Consider the following 18,316-nt stretch of genomic DNA (forward strand, 5'->3'; position numbering starts at 1 on the left):
AAAATTGCAATCAGCTACCGAGCGGAAGCGGCATTCTTATAAATGGCGAGGTCAGGCGGGTTCTTCCAGGGCTTCGACCTGACCGGCGACTACGCCGGTGAGAATGGCCCGTGCGACCGCTAGAAGCTCGGCGACCTCGGGAGTGGTCAATTCGTAGGTCACCGAGAGGCCTTCACGGCGAGCGGTCACCAGTCCGGCGCGCCGGAGGATCGACAACTGCTGGGACAAGTTGGCCGCCTCTATCCCGATCTCGGTCAACATCTCCGAAACTGCGTGCTCACGCTGACTGAGTAGCTCGAGCACGCGCACCCGCACCGGATGCCCGAGTGTTCTGAAGAAGTCGGCCTTCATCTGATAGAGCGGCCGCTGCAGTCCTGGCATCGCCACCACTCCCTCCGGTTCCCGGCGAAGCGGTATCGGTATCCACCGCCTTATTTGCAGAGTTTAGCAAACAATGCTTTTGGCAATTCGGGGGACCGTCCTCGGACCAGGACCTCCTCGCTGCACGCGGTCTCGTCGCGGTCAGCACCACGATCGAGCGGCCGCACCTCAGTCGAGAGAATGCGCCCACCCATGTGATCCGGTGACGACGAACAGTGCGTCGTGGCTTCCGTGATGATGCAGTCGTCGCGGGCCCTGGCCATGCTGGCCGAGTCACGGCTGCTGGGATTCGCTGCGGTGCGCCTCCCCGGGGCGAACGGCCTCCGCATTCGGGAATTGCGGCCCTGTTCAGGAGGTGCCCGGGTCGGTTTTCCTGAGACGAATCCGCTCGTCGGAAGGAGCTGTTCGGGAAGGAGCGGGCGTGTCCGGAACGAATTCGATGATCGAGCAGTGGTCCGGACGGGCCGCTGTGTGGGTGGGGCCGGTGCTGGTGTCGGCGACGGTGGCCGCCCTGATGTCCGGACTGGTGTTCTGGCTACTCGGGCTGCGGGAAGTCGCTGAGGGTTGCTGGATCGCGGCCACGGTGGTGGCGGTCGTGCCTGCGGTGTGGTGGATGGTCACCACGCTGCTGCGGGGTCGGGTCGGGGTGGATTTGATCGCGGTGTTGTCGCTGGTGGGCACCTTGCTGGTGCACGAGTATCTCGCTGGTGCGCTGATCGCTGTGATGTTGGCGACCGGTCGCGCACTGGACGCGGCGGCCGAGCGACGCGCGTCGCACGATCTGAGGTCTCTGCTCGAGCATGCACCGCGTTCGGCACGCCGCCGTGTCGGCGCCGAGGTGAACGTGATCGCGTTGGACGAGGTCGCCGTCGATGACGTGCTTTTGGTGGCGCCCGGCGAGGTGGTGCCGGTCGACGGGCGGGTGCTCGACACAGTGGCCGTACTGGACGAATCGGTGCTCACCGGCGAGCCGTTGCAGGTCGAGCGGGGGATCAGCGAACCGGTGCGCAGCGGTGTCGTGAATGCCGGCGCCTCCTTCGAAATCCGTGCGACCGCGACCGCGGCGGACAGCACCTACGCCGGAATCGTGCGGCTGGCTCGAGAAGCCGGCGCCGAGAACGCCCCCGTGATCCGGTTGGCCGACAGGTACGCGGCCTGGTTTCTGCCCTTGACGCTGCTCGTGGCCGGGGCGGCGTGGCTGTTGAGCGGGTCGGCGGTGCGCGCGGTCGCGGTCCTCGTCGTGGCCACCCCGTGTCCGCTGTTGTTGGCCGCGCCGGTGGCTATCGTGTCGGGGCTGTCGCGGGCCTCCCGCCAGGGGGTCGTGATCCGCAGCGGCGGTGCGCTGGAGAACCTCGGCCACGCGACCACACTTGTCATGGACAAGACCGGAACGCTCACCGCGGGCCGGCCCGCGGTAGTCGAGGTGATCGCCGCCCCTGGCCAGGACGCGGCCGAGGCATTGCGGCTGGCCGCGTCGGTTGACCAACTGTCGCCTCATGTGCTGGCCGAGGCGATCGTTACCGAGGCGCTGGCTCGCGACGCGGCGCTGTCGCTGCCCACCGCTGTCAAAGAACAGCCTGGCCGCGGCATCTCCGGCATCGTCGAGGGCCACCGCGTCGAGGTGGGCAAACTGCCTGATTCGGCGACGGGATCCGAGTGGGCGCGTGCGGTGGACAGCCGAGCGCGCTTGGACTCCGCGGCGATCGCGTGGATCGTCGTCGACGAGGAGCTTCTCGGGGCGGTTCTGCTGCGCGATCCGTTGCGGCGGCACGCGCCGCGAACGATCCGCAGACTGCGCGAGGCGGGGTTGAACCGGCTGGTGATGCTCACCGGCGATCGCCTCGAACCGGCCCGCGAGGTCGCCGCCGTGCTCGGCCTCGACGAGGTGTACGCGGGGCAGAGTCCCGCCGACAAGGTCGCCGCGGTGCGCGGCGAACGCGAGCGCGCGGTGACGGTCATGGTCGGTGACGGTGTCAACGATGCTCCCGCCTTGGCGGCCGCGACTGTCGGTGTGGCGATGGGCGCACGCGGGTCCACCGCTTCTTCGGAGGCCGCCGACATCGTGCTCACCACCGACCGGCTCGACCGGCTCGCCGACGCCATGGACACCGCCCGCTGGTCGCGCCGTATCGCCGTGCAAAGCGCCGTGGTCGGGATGAGCCTGTCACTGCTGGCGATGATCGTGGCCGCCGCCGGGCTGCTCCCGCCCGCCACTGGTGCACTGCTGCAAGAGGTCATCGATGTGGCGGTGATCCTCAACGCGCTGCGAGCGCTACGGGGCAGTCCAGCCGCTCGCACCGAAGTGGCCGCGGCGACAGAGGAATTGCTGCACCGCTTCGCGGGTGAACACGAGACTCTGCGTGAGATGCTCACGCTGTTGCGTACCGCCGCTGACCGGCTCGCCACCGCCAACGATCCCGCGGCCCTGGCCGCTGTCGAGGACGCCAACCGCTTCCTGGTGACCGATCTGCTGCCCCACGAACGCGCCGAGGAAACCCTGCTCTACCCGGCGCTGGCCGGCCCGCTCGGCAGCACCGAGGCCACCGCGACGATGAGCCGCGCCCACGCCGAGATCCAGCGGCTCACCACCCGCGTCGGCGCCCACCTCGAACGCGCCCACGCCGCGGGCGCCATCACCGGCGACCAGATCGACGACCTACTCGCCTGCCTCTACGGCCTGCACACCTTGCTGCAGCTGCACTTCCTGCAGGAGGAGGAGAACTATTTCACCCTCACCGACGACGACCAACCCGAGAACATTCCGGCCTCTCAGCAGCCTCACCCCCACGAACCCCTGCGGCGATGACGCCGTCACCTGGAGCGGGCGCAGGTACCTGATCCCGCGCGCGGCTGCGGTAGGCGCTCGATCAGCCGGCGAGGTCGATCGTCCCCCCGAGAAATTCCGTTGGCCGCGACGGAGAGCAGTGTCCGTTCCCGCAGTCGCGCCTCGTTCAGTTCTTCCTCGGGCACACCGTGCAGAACGGCTTTCGCAGGGACGTGGGCTTCATCGATGCCGGTGAGGATCACCGGGGAGAACTCCTTTTGGAACGGTGCATGGTCAAGCTCTGGACGTGTCCGGGTTTCGCCTGGTTCTCGTCCAGTGCGCGGGCGTTGATTTCGCGCTCGGCAAGGGCGCGGACCAGCTGGCTGCGGTCGACGGTGTGTGCCGACCGGTATTCGAGTGCGGATTCCTGGCCTTCCTCCAGGTCGTGTCAGGCCGGTGAGCGCGCCGAATGCCTGTTCGGATATGGCGTTTCGGGCCAGATCGACGGCTTTTCGAGACTGGTCGCGTAGAGGATCGTGGCGAGCTCGAGGTTCGTGGCGTGATCCGCTTTCTCCTCGGTCCGGGCGCGGTCACGAGAGGTCACGTTCGGAGTGTCGGGCAGTAGTCGGCCGGCCCGGCGGGAACACCGAGCCGCCGCAGCAGCAATGTCACCGGACACCATCCGACGGCGCTGTAGAGAAGCAGGTTCGCGCCGACCAACCCGGTGAAGATCAGCCACCATGGCGAGAACATCGCGGCCAGTAGCGCACTGATCAGCACGAACGTACCTGCCAGCAGCGGCACGACGCGTGCGATGGACCAGCCGTGATGTCGAGATACTTGCCGCATGTGCATGTCCTTCAATCCGTCGGGGTGCTGTTCAGGCGAGAGTGAGGAACAGCTTCTCCAGTTCGGCTTCGGTCATCGGCTCGGAACCATCCGGGGTGTCTCCGGTGAGGCATTCGCGCAGTCCGGTGGCGACGATCTTGAATCCGGCCCGGTCGAGGGCACGGGAGACGGCCGCGAGTTGGGTGACGACGTCTTTGCAGTCGCGGCCTTGCTCGATCATGGAGATCACTCCGGCGAGTTGGCCGTGTGCACGGCGCAGCCGGTTGAGTACCAGGGCGATCGTTTCCTCGTTGCCGACCATGGCGTGTTCCCTTTCATCGAGTTCCTCAGCCAATATACCCATGGGGGTATCCCCGGGCTCGATCGGTCGGAGCCCGGGGACACCGGTCAGCGATGGGCGAAACTGATCGCGGGCAATAGCTTGCGAAGCCAGCGGGGTGACCACCAGGCGTTGTGCCCGGTCAGGCGCAGCAGGACCGGCAACAGCACCAGCCGCACAGCGGCCGCGTCGAGCAGGACGGCGACGCCGAGGATGATTCCCATCTCTTTCGGGGGCAGCGGTTCGGCGAGGGCGAAAGTGAAGAACACAGCCACCATGACCGCGGCGGCGGCGAAGATCACCCGTCCGGAGTGGGCGAGTCCGTCGATCTGGGCGGTTTCCGGGTCGCCGGAGCGTTCATAGTGTTCTTTGGCGGTGGCCAGGAGGAACACCGTGTAGTCCATCGCGATCGCGAAGATCATCGCGAAGAAGAACACTGGTCCCCACCCGTCCAGGAAGCCTTGTGGGGTGAAGTCGAGCAGACCGGCGCCGTGTCCGTCCTGGAAGATCAGTTTCGCGACGCCGAAGGCGGCGGCGGTCGACAGCAGGCTGACTAGAGTGCCGAGCGCGGCGATCAGCGGCGCTTGCAGTGCGATCAGCAGCAGTGCGAATCCGAGGACCAGGACGATCGCCACGATAATTGGGAAGTAGTCGTCGAGGGCTTGCTGCAGGTCGAGGTTTTCCGCGGGTGCCCCGCCGACCACGGCGTCTGCGGGCAAGTCGTCGCGCAGATCATCGAGGATCTCACCCATGCGCGGGTCCGATGGGTCGACATCGGGCAGCGCCTGCATCATCACCAGACCGCTGTCGTCGAGGGCGGGCTGGGGAGGGGTGACCATCATGATGCCGCCGACGGTGGCGGCGGCCTGCGCGGCCTGCGCGGATTGGGTGGCCAGGGTGATGATCTGCAGCATGCCCGGCGCGCCCTCGCCCATCTGGGCCTGAACCAGTTCGTAGCCTTGGCGCACCGGGGCGTCGGAGGGGACGACCTGGATCGAGGGCATAGCCACCTTCAGTCCGGACACCGGGATCGATAAGGCGATCAGTACGATGACCGCGCCGATCGCGTATGGCCACGGATGCGTGTGCAGCAGCAGCCCCCATGCTGCGAACCGCGGTGAACGGTGCTGCTGGCGCTTGGCATGCGGCAGCGAACCGGCGTTGATCCTGCGACCGAGAGCTCCGAGTGCCGCGGGCAGCAGCGTCATGGTTGCCGCCAGCACGAACGCCACGGCGAACATGATCCCAACCGCCATCGTCCGCACCGCGGGCGCCGGCACGATGAGCACCGCCGACAAGCTGACCAAGACTGTCAGCCCGGACAGCGCAACCGCTTTGCCCGCGGTGTCCATCGTCTCGGCGACCGCGGCCTTGGCGTTCGGGGCGGTGGTGAGCGCGTCGCGGAATCGGGCGACGATGAACAGTGCGTAGTCGATGCCGAGCGCTAGGGCGAACATCATGGCGAAGTTCATCGCCCACACCGAGATCGGCGTGATGTGGTTGAGCAGCACCAGCCCACCGGCGGAGGCCACCAGTCCCGCCAGGGTGAGCAGGAGTGGTAGTCCGGCCGCAACCAGCGACCCGAACGCGAGCACCATGATTGCGAGCGTCACCGGCCAGGAGAACAGTTCAGCCTTGATCATGGCGTCGTGGTTGGCCTTGTTGAAATCACTCCACAACGCCGACGCGCCGGTGGGGTAGACCTCGATCCCATCGCTGGACAACGCGGTCAGCGCATCCTTGTGCTCATCGACCGCCTTGACCATGTCATCGGTGGAGGCGTTCGCGCCCGCGATGAGAACTCCGGTATGCCCGTCCGGACTGATCGACATCCCCGGCTGGGGCCCTACCACCGCGCCGAAGCGCGCATCACCTGCGAAGACCTCGGCGATCTCGCTGAGGACCCGCTGGACTCGTGGACTATCGATCGTCGCGGCGTCGGAATGGACCACCACCTGCACAGCTGCCGAAGAAGCGCCACCGAAATGCTGCTGTGCCAACTCGCGCACCCGCACCGATTCCGATCCGTTGGCCTGCCATCCGGCCCCGGCCAGCGATGTGAACACGCTCGGCGCGGCCGCGCCGAGCGCGATCAGCAACAGCAACCACACACCGAACACAATCCGGGCACGCCCAGCCATCGCGGCACCGAGCCTGCCCAGCACGCCAGAGTTCTCCGGCGGTGAGGTGTCCCGAGCAGGTGAAACAACCAACGAGTCGGTCATGAGTTCCTCCTTGTATACCCCCTGGGGTATGCAGATTCAAGTACTAAGATACCCCAGGGGGTATTAGAAGAAAAGGTGGCTCCCCACAGGCGGGCGCATCTGGGGGCCACGAGAGCGGTGCCGGTGGAACTTCGATCGCGCCGCGGATCGGCTGATTTCGGAAACGGTCGCTGTTGACCACGCCCGATGGTCAGGAGTGCCATCCCCAGATCCGCCGACCGTCAGATGGCCGTTGAGCCCTCATCCGGCCGGGCTGGCATACCGGTCGGGCCAGGCTGAAGCGGCCATGCCGCATGAGGCGATGGTCGCCTACTCGATACTCGCCATGCTGATTGATGGTTGCGGACGGGCCCGCCATTCCCGTCCAACGTCACCGGCTCGTCCTCGAGCAGCCGGGTGATGAATAGCGGAACGTCTTCTCCGAAGCTCCACCGGACCGAAGTTTGTTGCAGTCAGGAACCGGCAGGCGACCGCGTCGGAGCTGACGGACGTGGCCGAAGGTGAACGGCCGCAGGAACGATCCAACGTGGATGGCGCGGAGGCCCGGGCGAAGACCCGCCCCATCACGCCGTGCCGCGGCAGCGTCATGTCATCGATCGAGTCGGCACCGCAGACCATCCACCGCCAGCGATGCGACCTTAACCCCAGCGTTCGCGCCCTTGTCGACACGCTCAGTTGTTGCCGCGACGGCTCATCCACTACGAAATAGGCCGCGCGCAATGTATCCCTTGAGCGTGCGTTGGTAGAGCAAACAAACTCGAGCAGATTGAGTTCCGGGTATGCCAACCCGAGCCGAGCGGTTAGCGACAGGCACTTCGGCACCGCGAATCTCTCGTGGGCAAGCACCAGTGACGCTGCGACGAGCGATCGACATGATCCATCAGAGGTGATTCTCCCGCAGCCTGCGAACAAGCTCGGTTACCGATTCGGCGAGCCCTGAGGCCGTCTGCTCCTGGCAAGTGGATGGGGTTCGCCGGTGATCGTCATGAGCGCTTCGACGACATCACCGCGCAGGTGGGTCAGGACGGCAGTGTCTTCGTGGTGCTGCCCGATATAGATCCGCTCGATCGTCTCGCCGAACAGCTGGCGGACGTGAGCACGCCGCCCTGCCCTCGTTGCTGGGGTGGGTGCGTGACTACGGTGGCATCCTCGTCGCCCTCGCCTACCTGCAGTACATGTCCCTGGCCGCAGCGCTGACTCTATGGGGCGCACGCATGAACCGGCCCCGCTCCCGCGCATTGCACCGCTCCTCCATCCACACCCCAGCGTTTGCATCACGGTCCACGCGGCGCGCGGACCGGGGGTGAGCGAAGGTGAACCTCGTGCGAGGTTTAGTGTTCGACTTCGTGGATGACGGCTTCGGCGCGCACGTGCAGGACTTCCTGCAGAACCATCCTCGACATCGACATGTTCGACAGGTGCCCAGGCAAGGTGATCACCGTGTGCGCCGCGGCGCGGCGGCATTCCTGCATCATTTCGGCGAACGCCGGGGGTAGCAATCCGCCCTGTGGTGGTGGTTCGTGGAACACGGTGGCCAGCTCGTAGCCCAGCGACCGGGCAGCAGCCCGTAACGTGTCCTCACCCGCGGCGCGGGCGCGGTCACCGATCAGGTCATCGCGCAGATACCCGTAAGCAAGAGGCAGCAGTGCAGTAGTCATCATGGAAACCAGTTCCGCATCGACGGCCACCCAGAAAGACATTCGTCTCCGGCCGGCCGGATTGATATGTTCGCCGCAGCCTCGCCCGCAACGCCGGGGCCCGGCACACGTGGACACCACGTATCCGATCCACGACCGCGTCCCCTACTGGGCGTCGTTGCCCGATCGGCTCCACCACGTTGTGCACCACAAGGGGTCGCTATCGTCGCGACGAGCATCAACCACCCGGACGGAACCCCGCCCACCAGCAGCCCTACCCGCCGACACCACCAACCCTGCCCGCATAGGTAGACATTCCTCATCCGAAACCCGCCCACCCATTACCTACCGCGTGCGTAGCCTGCCGTCTCACATCCCCAGCCGGTTGGTGCGCGCCGGCGACACTGCGGTCGAGGTCGTCGTCGTACTCGCCGTAATCGGGCGGAGTGCCGGGTTTGGCTGGTGCGTTCTCGCTATCGGTCGATGGGTGAGCGGTCACTGATCGATGGGGCCAATAGCAGGGTGGTACTGCCATCTCCTTCTGTGATCTCGTAGCCCTCGATCACGTCAGTCGGCTTGATCTCGGCATGCCCGACCAGACGTCCGTCCCGACGACACCCGGAATCGGCTACCCGGACCACACCCCATTCCACGACCGTCCCGAAGTACATATCTGTCACTTCCGACGCACACGCCGGCTTGGTGGCCGCAATCGGCGCCACCCTGTCCGGTGCGAGCTGGCAGCATTGTCGCACCCACTACACGGTCAATCTGATGTCGGTGTGTCCGAAATCGTCGTGCCCGTGGGTGCGGACCTTGCTGCACTCTGTATTCGATCAAGCCGACCCGGATCGGTTGCTGCCCAATACGATCGGATGCTCGATGCGGTGGCCGAGAAACTGCCGAAGGTCGCCGACCACCTCGACACCGCCCGCGCTGATCTGCTCGGGTTAACGAGCTTCCCCAAGCAGATCTGGTCCCACCACCCCGTGCGCCGTGAGGTGAGGTTCCCCCGCTGAGCCGGAGAGCTGATTATCTGGTTCCGGCTGGAACCCGTTGATGGTAGCTGTCCTCGTACTCGTCCGGTGACCGCCAATCCAGCTTCTTCTGGATGCGCTGGGTGTTGTACCAGCCGTCGATGTAGGAGAACAACGCGTTCTCCGCGTCTCCCCTTGTGCGCCAAGAGTTCCGGTACACCAGCTCGGTCTTCAGCGTGGAGAAGAATCCGCGCGATCGTCGTTCGGAAGACCGGTGGACGGACATTGCCGAACAGGTCGATCGGTCAGCGCCGGTCGCGCCCAACCGGCGAGTTCGCGCGCACTCGTTTTCCCGCGCTCGAGGCGGTTCGCTGACCGGGTGGTGACGCATCGCGACTGGGCTGTGTCACGAGGCTATCAACTCACTCTCCCAGTGTGGGAGACCTACCAGCTCTTTCTCCCAGTGGGGGAGTAACGACCGGACGGGAACCCGATGTTCCGCATCTTGCCTCCTCATGCTTTGCCCACTACCCGTGCTGATCTGCGGTTCTGTCCGGCCGTCGGGGAGGCCTTCGCCGCACTGGCCGTGATCACTCCGGCGTGGTCGGACTATGAGGCGCTGGAGCAGGTCCGGTCCGTTACCCTGCCGGAGGAGACCGCACCACTGCACCCGGCACCGCGCACGTTGGCCGGGGCACTGGACCACGCGTTCGAGATCCAGCGCGTGAGCGGGACGACAGCGCTCGTGCACAGCGTTCTCACGGCCTACCGCATCCTCCTGGAGGAGGCGATCAATGGCGGCGTGTCCCTGACCCCACGCCAGTGGGGGACATTGCGCCTGGCGTTCTCGGCTCTGTGCCGATTCGCGGTGGACGGCACCCCGCCGCCGGTGGCCGCGGCGCTGACCTGCCGGGTCATCGCCCCCCACGGTCACCGCGACTCATTGGGCAGGTGGATTCGCGGACACCATGTGTTCATCGTGCTGCTGCAATGGATTTCAATCGCGCTGCACGTCATGGTGAGCCATGTGGCGTCGGGCGAGATTCGCCGCGCGCGTGATGCTTTGGCCACCGCATGTTTGCTCATGCGTGGCTCAGCCATGGCTCTTCGGTTCACCGGAGATTTTCCGTCCGGCGACTACGAACAGCACATCCGTCCCACGCTGCTGCCACCGGCAGCTCCGCCGAAAATGACCGGACTACATTGGGCTGATCACCGGTATCTGGCACGCAGCCTGACGACGGCAAGTCCGGTGCTGGCCGATCCGCCGCATCAGATGCTCGCGTGGCGGAATGCGTTTCACCGGGCATTGCAGGACACCTACGAGTCCCACAAATTCGTATGCGCCGAATTCCTCGGACCCAGCGGAAGCACGCCCGTGTCGTCGGCATCCGGCTCGACGCCGATCGGCATGCTCAACCGCCTGAAAATTCACCGAACACAATTGGCAGTGAACCCTACGCGGGCTCCACGAGACACGGCTCTGCCCGAGTAATCACCATGAAGAACTTCGCAACGTCGAACGAAACACTGCACGCGACTGTCGTACGTGGCCTGACTTCGTCGGACAAGTACATACCGACCACATGGGTGTTCGATACCCGCGGTGGGGATCTTTACGAACACGCCATCACCGTGCCCGAATACTACTTGTCCGTGGCCGAGACGCGTCTGTTGACGGTCAGTGTCGCTGGCATAGCGGATGCGACCCGTGCCCGGACTCTGATCGACCTGGGGTGCGGCGCCGCGTCGAAATGCCGGCCCTTGCTCGAGCAGCTCCATTCGCGGGGCTTGTTGACCTGCTACGTGGCGTGGGATATCAACGAGGACGCTGTCGCGCAATCCGTCGAATTCGTGTCCGCCGCGTTTCCCGCGGTGGCCATCGAATCGATCGTGGAGGATTTCCACGAGTCTGCTCGACCGCTGTCGTTCGGTAACCCACAGTTGGCGATCTCCTTGGGGTGCACCTTCGGCAATCTCTCGCCCGGTGAACGCCACGCTCTCTTCAGCTCACTGTGCCGCAGGCTCGGCGCATCCGGCAGTCTGCTGATCGGCGCCGATTTGCTGAAGAATACCGACAAGCTGCTGGGGGCGTACGACGGTACCGCGCCGAGCGATTTGTGGAAGAACGCGTTGGTTCGGGCCAACGCCGAATTGGATGCTGATTTCGATCTGGACAACTTCGTCTACCATAAGCAGTGGAACGCCGCGGCCCGGCAAGTCGACCACTATCTGCGCGCAACCACGTCGCACAAGGTCAGCCTCCGGCGGATGGGAGCGACCATCGGCTTCGCGCGGAACGAACTGATCAAGGTGGCGCACTCGGCGAAAATGTCGGCCCTTGAATGGACGCAGGAGCTGGAGACGGCGTCGTACACGGTGCAACGCTGGTGGATCGACGATCGCGATACCTACGGGCTCTGTCTGGCTCAGGCTCAGCCATTCCGCGGATAGTTGGCAGTCATGTTCGATGTTATCGTCGTGGGTCTGGGCGGAGTGGGCAGCGCTGCAGCCTGCCATCTTGCCCAGCGCGGCTTGTCGGTCCTAGGACTGGAAAAGTATTCGCCCGTCCATCACTATGGCGCCAGCCACGGCGGCACCCGCATCATGCGTCACCTGCAGTACGAGGACCCGGCGTACGTACCGCTGGCGAGACGAGCTTCCGAACTGTGGGAACGTGTGGAGCACGACGCAGGCACGAGAATTTTCTCGGCAATCGGGGGACTGATGGTAGGTCCCGAGAACGGGCCACTGATCGCGGGCGCCGCGAAATCCGCCGCAGAATGGGACCTGCCCTGTGAGTTGCTGGACGCGGCCGACACCCGTCGCCGTTTTCCGACTCTCAATCCCGGGCCCGGCATGGTTGCCGTGTACGACGCCGGAGCCGGGGTTGTGCACCCCGAAGCCGCGGTGGCGGCACATCACATGTTGGCCGAGCGAGCCGGCGCGCATTTGCGTTTCCGGGAACCAGTGCTCGACTGGGCGGCTCGCGGCGACGGTGTCCGGGTGCGGACTGCCAGTGCGGTCTACACCGCCAGCCGGCTGGTGCTGTGTCCAGGCGCGTGGGCCAAACATCTGATCCATGTCGGCATGGAACTGAACGTGGAAACCATTGTTCAATGTTGGTTTCGCCCACGGGACGGGGCCGCGGACTTCGACTATGCGAAACACCCCTCCGTGATCTGGGAATGCGACAACGGCGTCATGTTCCTGTGTTGTCCCGATATGCGGGACGGTCAGGGTGTGAAGATCGGGTTCTCGTTGGGCACACAGGCAGAGGTGCCGGACAACCGAATCGCCCGTGCGGCGGATATTCAGCAGATACGCCGGTACCTGCGCAACCGCATGCCGTCGGTGGCCGGTGTGGTGCGACGGCATGCGACGTGTGTCGACGGCACGACGGCGGATCAGCATTTCGTGGTGGCGCCGCACCCGGATCATCCGAACGTGATCGTGGGATGCGGGTTCTCCGGCCACGGATTCAAGTTCGTCCCGGTTCTCGGGGAGATCTTGGCCGATCTGGCGAGTGCCGGGACAACAACGCACCCGATCGACCTGTTCGACCCGCGACGGCCGCGAACACTGAGGATCGGACACGAACTGCCGAAGGGATGACCTCCGATGGCCGACATCGCGGACCGAGCGAGTGTGCAGTTGCTGGCCACCGACCTGGCCGAGGCGGTGATACCGTATTTCAGCCCGGGTGGCGCCCGGGTACGGCTCGGCGTGAACACCACCGGTTACGACGACACCGCGGCCGAATTGGAGGCGTTCGCCAGGCCGCTGTGGGGACTGGCTCCGCTGGCCGCGGGCGGCGGGGACTTCACGCACTGGGAGACCTATCGCCGCGGCCTCGCGTCCGGCACAGACCCGGCCCATCCGGAGTACTGGGGTCGGCCCGGTGACCGCGATCAGCGGATCGTCGAGGCGGCGGCATTGGGTTTCGCGCTGGCCCTTGTGCCGGAACAACTCTGGGATCCGCTGACCGGGCCGCAGCGTGATCGGGCCGCTGCGTGGCTGTCCTCAGTGCTCGACTGCGCGACCGTCGAGAACAATTGGCGATTCTTCCCGGTGCTGGTCGGGCTGGGCCTGGACCGGGTCGGCGTGCGATACGAACGCGCGGCCAACGTGGCGCGCCTGGACTGGCTGGAGAGCTGCGCGCTCGGTGACGGCTGGTACGCCGACGGGCTCACCGAACGACGCCGCGACTACTACGTGTCCTTCGCGATGCACTTCTACGGGTTGGTGTACGCGGCACTGGCCGGGGAACGCGACTCCGCACGCGCCGAACGGATGCGTGCGCGGGCGAGCGCGTTCGCCGCGGATTTCCGGCACTGGTTCGCCACCGACGGCGCGGCTGTTCCCTTCGGCCGCAGCCTCACCTATCGGTTCGCCCATGTCTCGTTCTGGGGTGCGCTGGCCTTTGCCGATGTAGAGGCGCTGCCCTGGGGTGAGGTCAAGGGATACCTGCTGCGCAACCTGCGGTGGTGGCGCGACCGTACGATCACGACGGCCGACGGGCTCCTGTCGGTGGGATACGGCTACCCGCAGCCCTTGCTGGCCGAGCAGTACAACGCCCCCGGATCGCCGTACTGGGCGATGAAGGCGTTTCTTCCGCTGGCCCTGCCCGCCGACCACGCCCTGTGGACGGCTCCGGAGCAGCCCGCCCCCCAGCTGCCGGAAACCAGTACCCAACCGCACGCGGGTGTCGTGCTGATGCGTTGCGAGCAGGGGCGGCAGGCGATCGCGCTCGGTTCCCTGCAGTACCACCAGTGGGCGCGGCACAGCGAGGCGAAGTACGCGAAGTTCGCGTACTCCTCGTGGTTCGGCTTCAGCGTGATGTCCGGCGCGCACGGCCTCGCGCAGGGGGCGTTCGACAGCACGCTGGCGCTCAGCGACGACGGTGGCGAACATTACCGGACCCGCGAGGTGCCGCTGGATCCGGTGGTGCACGACGGCTTGGTGTACTGCCGCTGGCGGCCGTGGCCGGACGTCGACGTGGAGACCTGGGTGCAGGCCGATCCGCCGTGGCACGTGCGCGTGCATCATATCCGCAGTCCGCGCGCGCTGGTCACTGCGGAGGGCGCGTTCGCGGTGGACCGCGACACTGTCGCAGGTCCGCCGACCACCTCGGCCGGCCCGGGGCACGCCCGAATCTCCGGTCCCACGGGACTGTGCGTGATCGATGACCTCGACGGCGATCGAACCGGCCAGCTCGTGGCGGCCTTTCCCGGCACGAACGTCATGGCCCGCCGCACTGTGATCCCCACCCTGCTCGGAACCCACCCACCCGGCGAGTTCTGGCTTGCCTGTGCGGTTCTCGGCCTCGCCGATGCCGTCGGCGGTGGCGACGGTGACGGCTGGCCCCAGCCGCCGAGGCGCCCCGAGCGGTCCATGTTGCTGGCCGCGCGGTCGACGCCGGACGCCTGACGATCGGCGTCCTTTACACCGCTGATCCAGTGTTGTTGCTACCCAGGGCTTCCCACAGTTCGCTGCGCGAGATCGGCATGCGGTCGATCCGCAACCCCACGGCGTCGTCGATCGCCGACGCCACCACGGCAAGCACCGGCAGGGTGCCGGCCTGACCGACCCCGGTGACCCCGATCGGGTTCGCCGGGCAGACGTGGTCCGGTACACGTGCCAGCCGCACCGGGGGGATCTCCGCCACGCTGGGCAGCAGATACTCCGTCAGGGTCGGAGTGACCAGGCGCCCGTCCGCGTCCAGCGGGAGACGCTCGTAGAGCGCCTCGCCGAGACCGTGGGCGATGCCGCCGAGCACCTGTCCGTCCACGATCCCCGGATCGATGACCGTCCCGCAGCCGGTCACGGCGACGTAGTCGACGATCTCGATCCCGGCGGTCGCCACATCGATCTCGACCACGGCGGCGTGCACCCCGTAGCCAACGGCGGAATCCGCTGCCGTGTAGTAGGCGGTGGCGGCCAGGCCGGGGTGCTCGCCGTCCGCCAGCGGCAACGGATCGTCGAGATCGCCGGTGTCATGGGCGAATTGGACGAGCACGGGGTGGCACAGCCGGGCTATCGCGGCCAGGTTCAGCCGGTCGTGTGGGCGGGACCGCGAGACCACCACGCCGTCGCGCAGATCCAGGTCGACGATGTCGCAGGCCAGCTGGTGCGCGGCGGCTCGCAGTGCTTTGTTTCGCACCTTGTGGCACGCGATCGCCACGGCCGAGCCAGCCATGACCGCACTCCGGGAGGCCACCGTGCCAGGGGTGAACGGGAATCGCTCGATGTCGCCGCAGGTCACATGGACCCAATGTGGCGACACGCCGAGTTCGTGGGCGGCGATCCTGGCAAGGGTCGTGTGCTGGCCCTGGCCCTGGCCGGTCAGCCCGACGAACACGTGGACGGCGCCATCCGGGTCGACCCGGACGTGGGCGCCCTCGTAGGGGCACGGCCCCCGCCCGGTCCGTTCGACGTAGCAGGCCAACCCGACCCCGAGGTGCCGGCCGCGGGCGCGTGCGGCCTCGCGTCGCGCCTCGATCGTTGCCCAGCCCACGAGGTCCGTGGCCTGCCGCAGCGCGGAGGGATAGTCGCCGCCGTGGTGGGGGATCGGGCCGGGATAGGGCAGGTCCACCGGGCGGATGAGGTTGATGCCGCGGACCGCGGCGCGGTCGCGTCCCAGATGCGCGGCGATCGCATCCATGGTCCGTTCGATCACGAACATCGCCTGCGGTTTGCCGGCGCCGCGCACCGGGGTGACCGGCGGCATGGTCGTATACAGGACCTCGCACTCGATCCGGACAGCGTCGATGCGGTACAGGCCGCACAGGTGATTTGCGGTGTTGACCGGCACCCGGATCCCCACGGGTGTGTAGGCCCCGGCGTCGTGCCAGAACCGCACGTCCAGGGCGAGTACCCGCCCGACATCGTCGAATGCCACCCGCACCTTGTGGAGCTGCCCGCGCTCATGTGTCGAGGCGAAATGCTCTTTGCGGTCCTCCACCCACTTCAGCGGTCGGTCCAGTCGTCGCGCGGCCCACGCCACCAGGACCTCCTCGGGCCACGGGTGCACGCTTTTCACGCCGAATCCGCCGCCCACGTCGGGGGCGACCACCTCGAGCCTTGACTCCGGGAGGTCCAGGTGGTCGGCCAGCAGTCGCCGCAGACTCGCCGGGGTCTGGGTGGCGGAGTAGACACGCAGGCCTTCGTCGGTTGGGTGCGCGTAGACGCCCCGCATCTCCATCGGAGTGGACGCGGTGCGCTCCACGTCCAGCTGCACGGTGAGGGTGTGCGGTGCGGTCGCGAGCACCGCCGCAGCGTCGCCGTGGACCTGGATGAAGCGCCCGGCGATGTTTCCGGGAACATCGGCATGCACCAGCCGGTTGGCTGCGCGGGCGGCCTCGATGCCCACTACGGGCGGCGTCGGGTCGTAGGTCACCTGGACCCGGTCGCGGGCGTCCTCGGCGACGTACCGATCCTCAGCCACGATCATGACCACCGGCTGACCGGCATGGTGCACCTCGCCGCCGGCCAGCGGGCGCGATGTCCGCGGCTGTGTCAGCGCCGCGTGGGGTTCGAGCTGCGGCAGTGGTGCGGCTATCGATTCCGGCAGGTCCTCGAACGTAATGATCGCGATAACGCCGTCGACGGCCCGCGCGCCGGTGCTGTCCACGTCTACGATCCGGGCGTGCGGATGGGGAGACCGGACGAACACCACAGCTGGTGCACCGTGCCCGAGGTCATCGAGATACCGGCCGCGTCCCGTGAGCAGCCGCTCGTCCTCACTGCGGGTCATCGTGGCGCTCCCCGCGCAAGATGGCGGCGGCGCGCAGCGCCGCGGTCACGATCGGCCGGTAGCCCGTACAGCGGCAAAGGTTTCCGGCGAGCACATCCTCGAGGTCCTGCGTGGACGGGCGGGGATTGTCGCGCAGATACGCCACGAGGGTCGTGAGGACGCCCGGGGTGCAAAATCCGCACTGCAACCCGTGCTCGACCTGCATGGCCTGCTGCAGTGCCCGCAGGGCAGGCCCGGCCAGCCCTTCGACCGTGGTGATCGCGTACCGCTGTGCGGCGACGGCCAGTAGCAGGCACGAGCGCGCCGGTGCGCCATCCACCAGCACCGTGCAGGCACCGCACACGCCCTCCTCGCAGCCGACGTGGGTAGCGGTCAGCCCGAGGTCGTGGCGCAGACAGTCCGACAGCAAGCGTCGGTCGCAGACGCGCACCAGGTGCGCCGCGCCGTTGACCCGCAGCGTGATCACGTGGGCGTCATCGGGCATCGTTGGGCTCCGCAAGCGCATGTGCCGTGGCCGCACGCAGTGCGCGGGTGGTCAGCACGTCGACCAGGTGACGGCGGTAGGCGGCGGTCGCGTACCGGTCGCCGACGGGGTGGATCTGCTCCCGTGCTCGCCGGCCTGCTGCGATCCACTCCACCCGGGTCGCGTCGCTGTCGATCGCGGTCTCGGTGAGATCCAGGGTGGGGGGCGTCACCGCGATGCCCATATATGCCACCCGCGCCCGGTCGATGCGCCGCTGTGCGGTGAGCGTGACGGCCGCGGCGACCCCGACGATCGCCCGCCCGACCCGACGCCGCCGGCTCACCTCCACCACCGCCGTTCCCGTCCCGGGTGGCGGGCGCCGAATCAGCGCCGACACCACCAGATCTCGCGCGCCGACGCCGTCGGCGAGGAACACCTCGGCGGGCACGGTCCTGGTCCCCTCGACGCCCGCCACCTGCACGCTGCCCCCGGCCAACGCCAGCGCCGCCCGCAACTCCGCCGAGGGCAGTCCACCGACGAGGCTGCCCACAATGGTCCCGCGACTGCGCACCGCCGGCACCGCTACCAGGCATAGCGCCTGACGCAGCAACGGCAGCACGCCGATCACCTGCCTGTCGTGTTCCACATCGGCTTGGCGAGCCACCGCGCCGAGGCGTACTCCCGCCGGCTCCAGTCGCACATAGTCCAGACTCGCGATCCCGTTGATGTCGACCACGTGTCCCGGAGTCAACTGCCGCGTGATCAGCAGCGGCATCAGCGACTGTCCGCCGGCGAGGATCGCCGCGTCGTCGCCCAGCGCCGCGAGGACGTCCACCGCCTCGGTCACAGTGGTCGGCGCGTGATACCGCAGTGCTGGTGGTGCCATGCGGCAACCGTCGTGCAGTCCGCTGACAGCGGCGTGACGCCGGCCCATCGCGGACCGTC

At 67.1% G+C, this 18,316-nt stretch carries 16 protein-coding genes and 2 pseudogenes; 7 read left to right on the forward strand and 11 right to left on the reverse strand.

From position 1 onward, the window contains the following. Nucleotides 1-51 precede the first annotated feature (51 nt). Nucleotides 52-381 (reverse strand): metalloregulator ArsR/SmtB family transcription factor, encoded by a 330-nt coding sequence (locus K8O92_26965; GenBank protein ID UAK31404.1) that lies wholly within the window; start codon nt 379-381, stop codon nt 52-54. A gap of 439 nt (nt 382-820) precedes the next feature. On the opposite strand from K8O92_26965, the gene cadA reads away from it, so the two are divergent. Continuing rightward, the gene (gene cadA / locus K8O92_26970) at nt 821-3,187 is read left to right on the forward strand and encodes a cadmium-translocating P-type ATPase (GenBank protein ID UAK35971.1); all 2,367 of its coding nucleotides are present in this window, start codon (nt 821-823) and stop codon (nt 3,185-3,187) included. A gap of 265 nt (nt 3,188-3,452) precedes the next feature. Then, on the forward strand, nt 3,453-3,605 hold the full coding sequence (locus K8O92_26975) for a hypothetical protein (protein UAK31405.1): 153 nt from the start codon (nt 3,453-3,455) through the stop codon (nt 3,603-3,605). On the opposite strand, the gene K8O92_26980 is transcribed toward K8O92_26975, so the two are convergent. The 6 genes and pseudogenes from K8O92_26980 to K8O92_27005 all read right to left on the reverse strand — a co-directional run bounded on the left by K8O92_26980 (nt 3,594) and on the right by K8O92_27005 (nt 8,238). Beyond that, the gene (locus K8O92_26980; protein UAK31406.1) at nt 3,594-3,749 is read right to left on the reverse strand and encodes a hypothetical protein; all 156 of its coding nucleotides are present in this window, start codon (nt 3,747-3,749) and stop codon (nt 3,594-3,596) included. The genes K8O92_26975 and K8O92_26980 overlap by 12 nt on opposite strands. After that, on the reverse strand, nt 3,746-3,994 hold the full coding sequence (locus tag K8O92_26985) for a DUF2892 domain-containing protein (GenBank protein UAK31407.1): 249 nt from the start codon (nt 3,992-3,994) through the stop codon (nt 3,746-3,748). Before K8O92_26985 ends, K8O92_26980 begins: the two co-directional genes overlap by 4 nt. 31 nt (nt 3,995-4,025) lie before the next feature. Further along, complete coding sequence (locus K8O92_26990) at nt 4,026-4,295, reverse strand: metal-sensitive transcriptional regulator (GenBank protein UAK35972.1); 270 nt, start codon at nt 4,293-4,295, stop codon at nt 4,026-4,028. Nucleotides 4,296-4,381: 86 nt separating this feature from the next. Continuing rightward, entirely contained in the window at nt 4,382-6,538 is a 2,157-nt protein-coding gene (locus K8O92_26995; GenBank protein ID UAK31408.1) for an MMPL family transporter, read from the reverse strand. Nucleotides 6,539-6,991: 453 nt separating this feature from the next. Then, nucleotides 6,992-7,202, reverse strand: a pseudogene (locus K8O92_27000) (IS1380 family transposase). Between the two features lie 667 nt (nt 7,203-7,869). Then, nucleotides 7,870-8,238, reverse strand: coding sequence for a hypothetical protein (locus tag K8O92_27005; GenBank protein ID UAK31409.1), 369 nt, complete (start codon nt 8,236-8,238; stop codon nt 7,870-7,872). A 612-nt stretch (nt 8,239-8,850) separates the two neighbouring features. On the opposite strand from K8O92_27005, the pseudogene K8O92_27010 reads away from it, so the two are divergent. After that, nucleotides 8,851-9,194, forward strand: a pseudogene (locus K8O92_27010) (transposase). Nucleotides 9,195-9,207: 13 nt separating this feature from the next. Here the strand turns inward: K8O92_27010 and K8O92_27015 are convergent. After that, nucleotides 9,208-9,438 (reverse strand): IS3 family transposase, encoded by a 231-nt coding sequence (locus tag K8O92_27015; GenBank protein ID UAK31410.1) that lies wholly within the window; start codon nt 9,436-9,438, stop codon nt 9,208-9,210. A 300-nt stretch (nt 9,439-9,738) separates the two neighbouring features. On the opposite strand from K8O92_27015, the gene K8O92_27020 reads away from it, so the two are divergent. Genes K8O92_27020 through K8O92_27035 form a run of 4 tightly spaced genes read left to right on the forward strand, consistent with a single transcriptional unit; the run spans nt 9,739 to nt 14,582 of the window. Beyond that, a complete protein-coding gene (locus K8O92_27020) occupies nt 9,739-10,647 on the forward strand; it encodes a hypothetical protein (GenBank protein ID UAK31411.1) in 909 nt (302 codons plus the stop codon). A 5-nt stretch (nt 10,648-10,652) separates the two neighbouring features. Then, complete coding sequence (locus tag K8O92_27025; GenBank protein UAK31412.1) at nt 10,653-11,606, forward strand: L-histidine N(alpha)-methyltransferase; 954 nt, start codon at nt 10,653-10,655, stop codon at nt 11,604-11,606. Between the two features lie 9 nt (nt 11,607-11,615). Continuing rightward, nucleotides 11,616-12,767, forward strand: coding sequence for an N-methyl-L-tryptophan oxidase (solA, locus tag K8O92_27030; protein UAK31413.1), 1,152 nt, complete (start codon nt 11,616-11,618; stop codon nt 12,765-12,767). A gap of 6 nt (nt 12,768-12,773) precedes the next feature. After that, nucleotides 12,774-14,582, forward strand: a complete 1,809-nt coding sequence (locus K8O92_27035) for a DUF2264 domain-containing protein (GenBank protein ID UAK31414.1) — start codon at nt 12,774-12,776, stop codon at nt 14,580-14,582. 13 nt (nt 14,583-14,595) lie between these two features. Here the strand turns inward: K8O92_27035 and K8O92_27040 are convergent, their stop codons facing one another. From K8O92_27040 to K8O92_27050, 3 genes are read right to left on the reverse strand one after another with little or no spacing between them, the layout of a single operon-like run. Next, entirely contained in the window at nt 14,596-16,908 is a 2,313-nt protein-coding gene (locus tag K8O92_27040; protein ID UAK31415.1) for a xanthine dehydrogenase family protein molybdopterin-binding subunit, read from the reverse strand. Next, nucleotides 16,895-17,392: a (2Fe-2S)-binding protein gene (locus K8O92_27045; protein UAK31416.1), complete on the reverse strand. Its 498-nt coding sequence runs from the start codon at nt 17,390-17,392 to the stop codon at nt 16,895-16,897. The genes K8O92_27040 and K8O92_27045 overlap by 14 nt, the downstream gene beginning before the upstream one ends. Further along, the gene (locus K8O92_27050; protein UAK31417.1) at nt 17,382-18,257 is read right to left on the reverse strand and encodes an FAD binding domain-containing protein; all 876 of its coding nucleotides are present in this window, start codon (nt 18,255-18,257) and stop codon (nt 17,382-17,384) included. Before K8O92_27050 ends, K8O92_27045 begins: the two co-directional genes overlap by 11 nt. Between the last annotated feature and the right edge of the window lie 59 nt (nt 18,258-18,316).

Origin of the sequence: Nocardia asteroides, assembly GCA_019930625.1 — a bacterium.
Classification (GTDB): domain Bacteria; phylum Actinomycetota; class Actinomycetes; order Mycobacteriales; family Mycobacteriaceae; genus Nocardia; species Nocardia sputi.

Excerpts from the sequence above, each read along its gene's own strand:
- K8O92_26965 (UAK31404.1), bottom strand. The coding sequence starts at position 381 with ATGCCAGGACTGCAGCGGCCGCTCTATCAGATGAAGGCCGACTTCTTC.
- cadA (UAK35971.1), top strand. The coding sequence starts at position 821 with ATGATCGAGCAGTGGTCCGGACGGGCCGCTGTGTGGGTGGGGCCGGTG.
- K8O92_26985 (UAK31407.1), bottom strand. The coding sequence starts at position 3,994 with ATGCGGCAAGTATCTCGACATCACGGCTGGTCCATCGCACGCGTCGTG.
- K8O92_26990 (UAK35972.1), bottom strand. The coding sequence starts at position 4,295 with ATGGTCGGCAACGAGGAAACGATCGCCCTGGTACTCAACCGGCTGCGC.
- K8O92_26995 (UAK31408.1), bottom strand. The coding sequence starts at position 6,538 with ATGACCGACTCGTTGGTTGTTTCACCTGCTCGGGACACCTCACCGCCG.
- K8O92_27005 (UAK31409.1), bottom strand. The coding sequence starts at position 8,238 with ATGTCTTTCTGGGTGGCCGTCGATGCGGAACTGGTTTCCATGATGACT.
- K8O92_27015 (UAK31410.1), bottom strand. The coding sequence starts at position 9,438 with ATGTCCGTCCACCGGTCTTCCGAACGACGATCGCGCGGATTCTTCTCC.
- K8O92_27025 (UAK31412.1), top strand. The coding sequence starts at position 10,653 with ATGAAGAACTTCGCAACGTCGAACGAAACACTGCACGCGACTGTCGTA.
- solA (UAK31413.1), top strand. The coding sequence starts at position 11,616 with ATGTTCGATGTTATCGTCGTGGGTCTGGGCGGAGTGGGCAGCGCTGCA.
- K8O92_27035 (UAK31414.1), top strand. The coding sequence starts at position 12,774 with ATGGCCGACATCGCGGACCGAGCGAGTGTGCAGTTGCTGGCCACCGAC.
- K8O92_27040 (UAK31415.1), bottom strand. The coding sequence starts at position 16,908 with ATGACCCGCAGTGAGGACGAGCGGCTGCTCACGGGACGCGGCCGGTAT.
- K8O92_27045 (UAK31416.1), bottom strand. The coding sequence starts at position 17,392 with ATGCCCGATGACGCCCACGTGATCACGCTGCGGGTCAACGGCGCGGCG.
- K8O92_27050 (UAK31417.1), bottom strand. The coding sequence starts at position 18,257 with ATGGCACCACCAGCACTGCGGTATCACGCGCCGACCACTGTGACCGAG.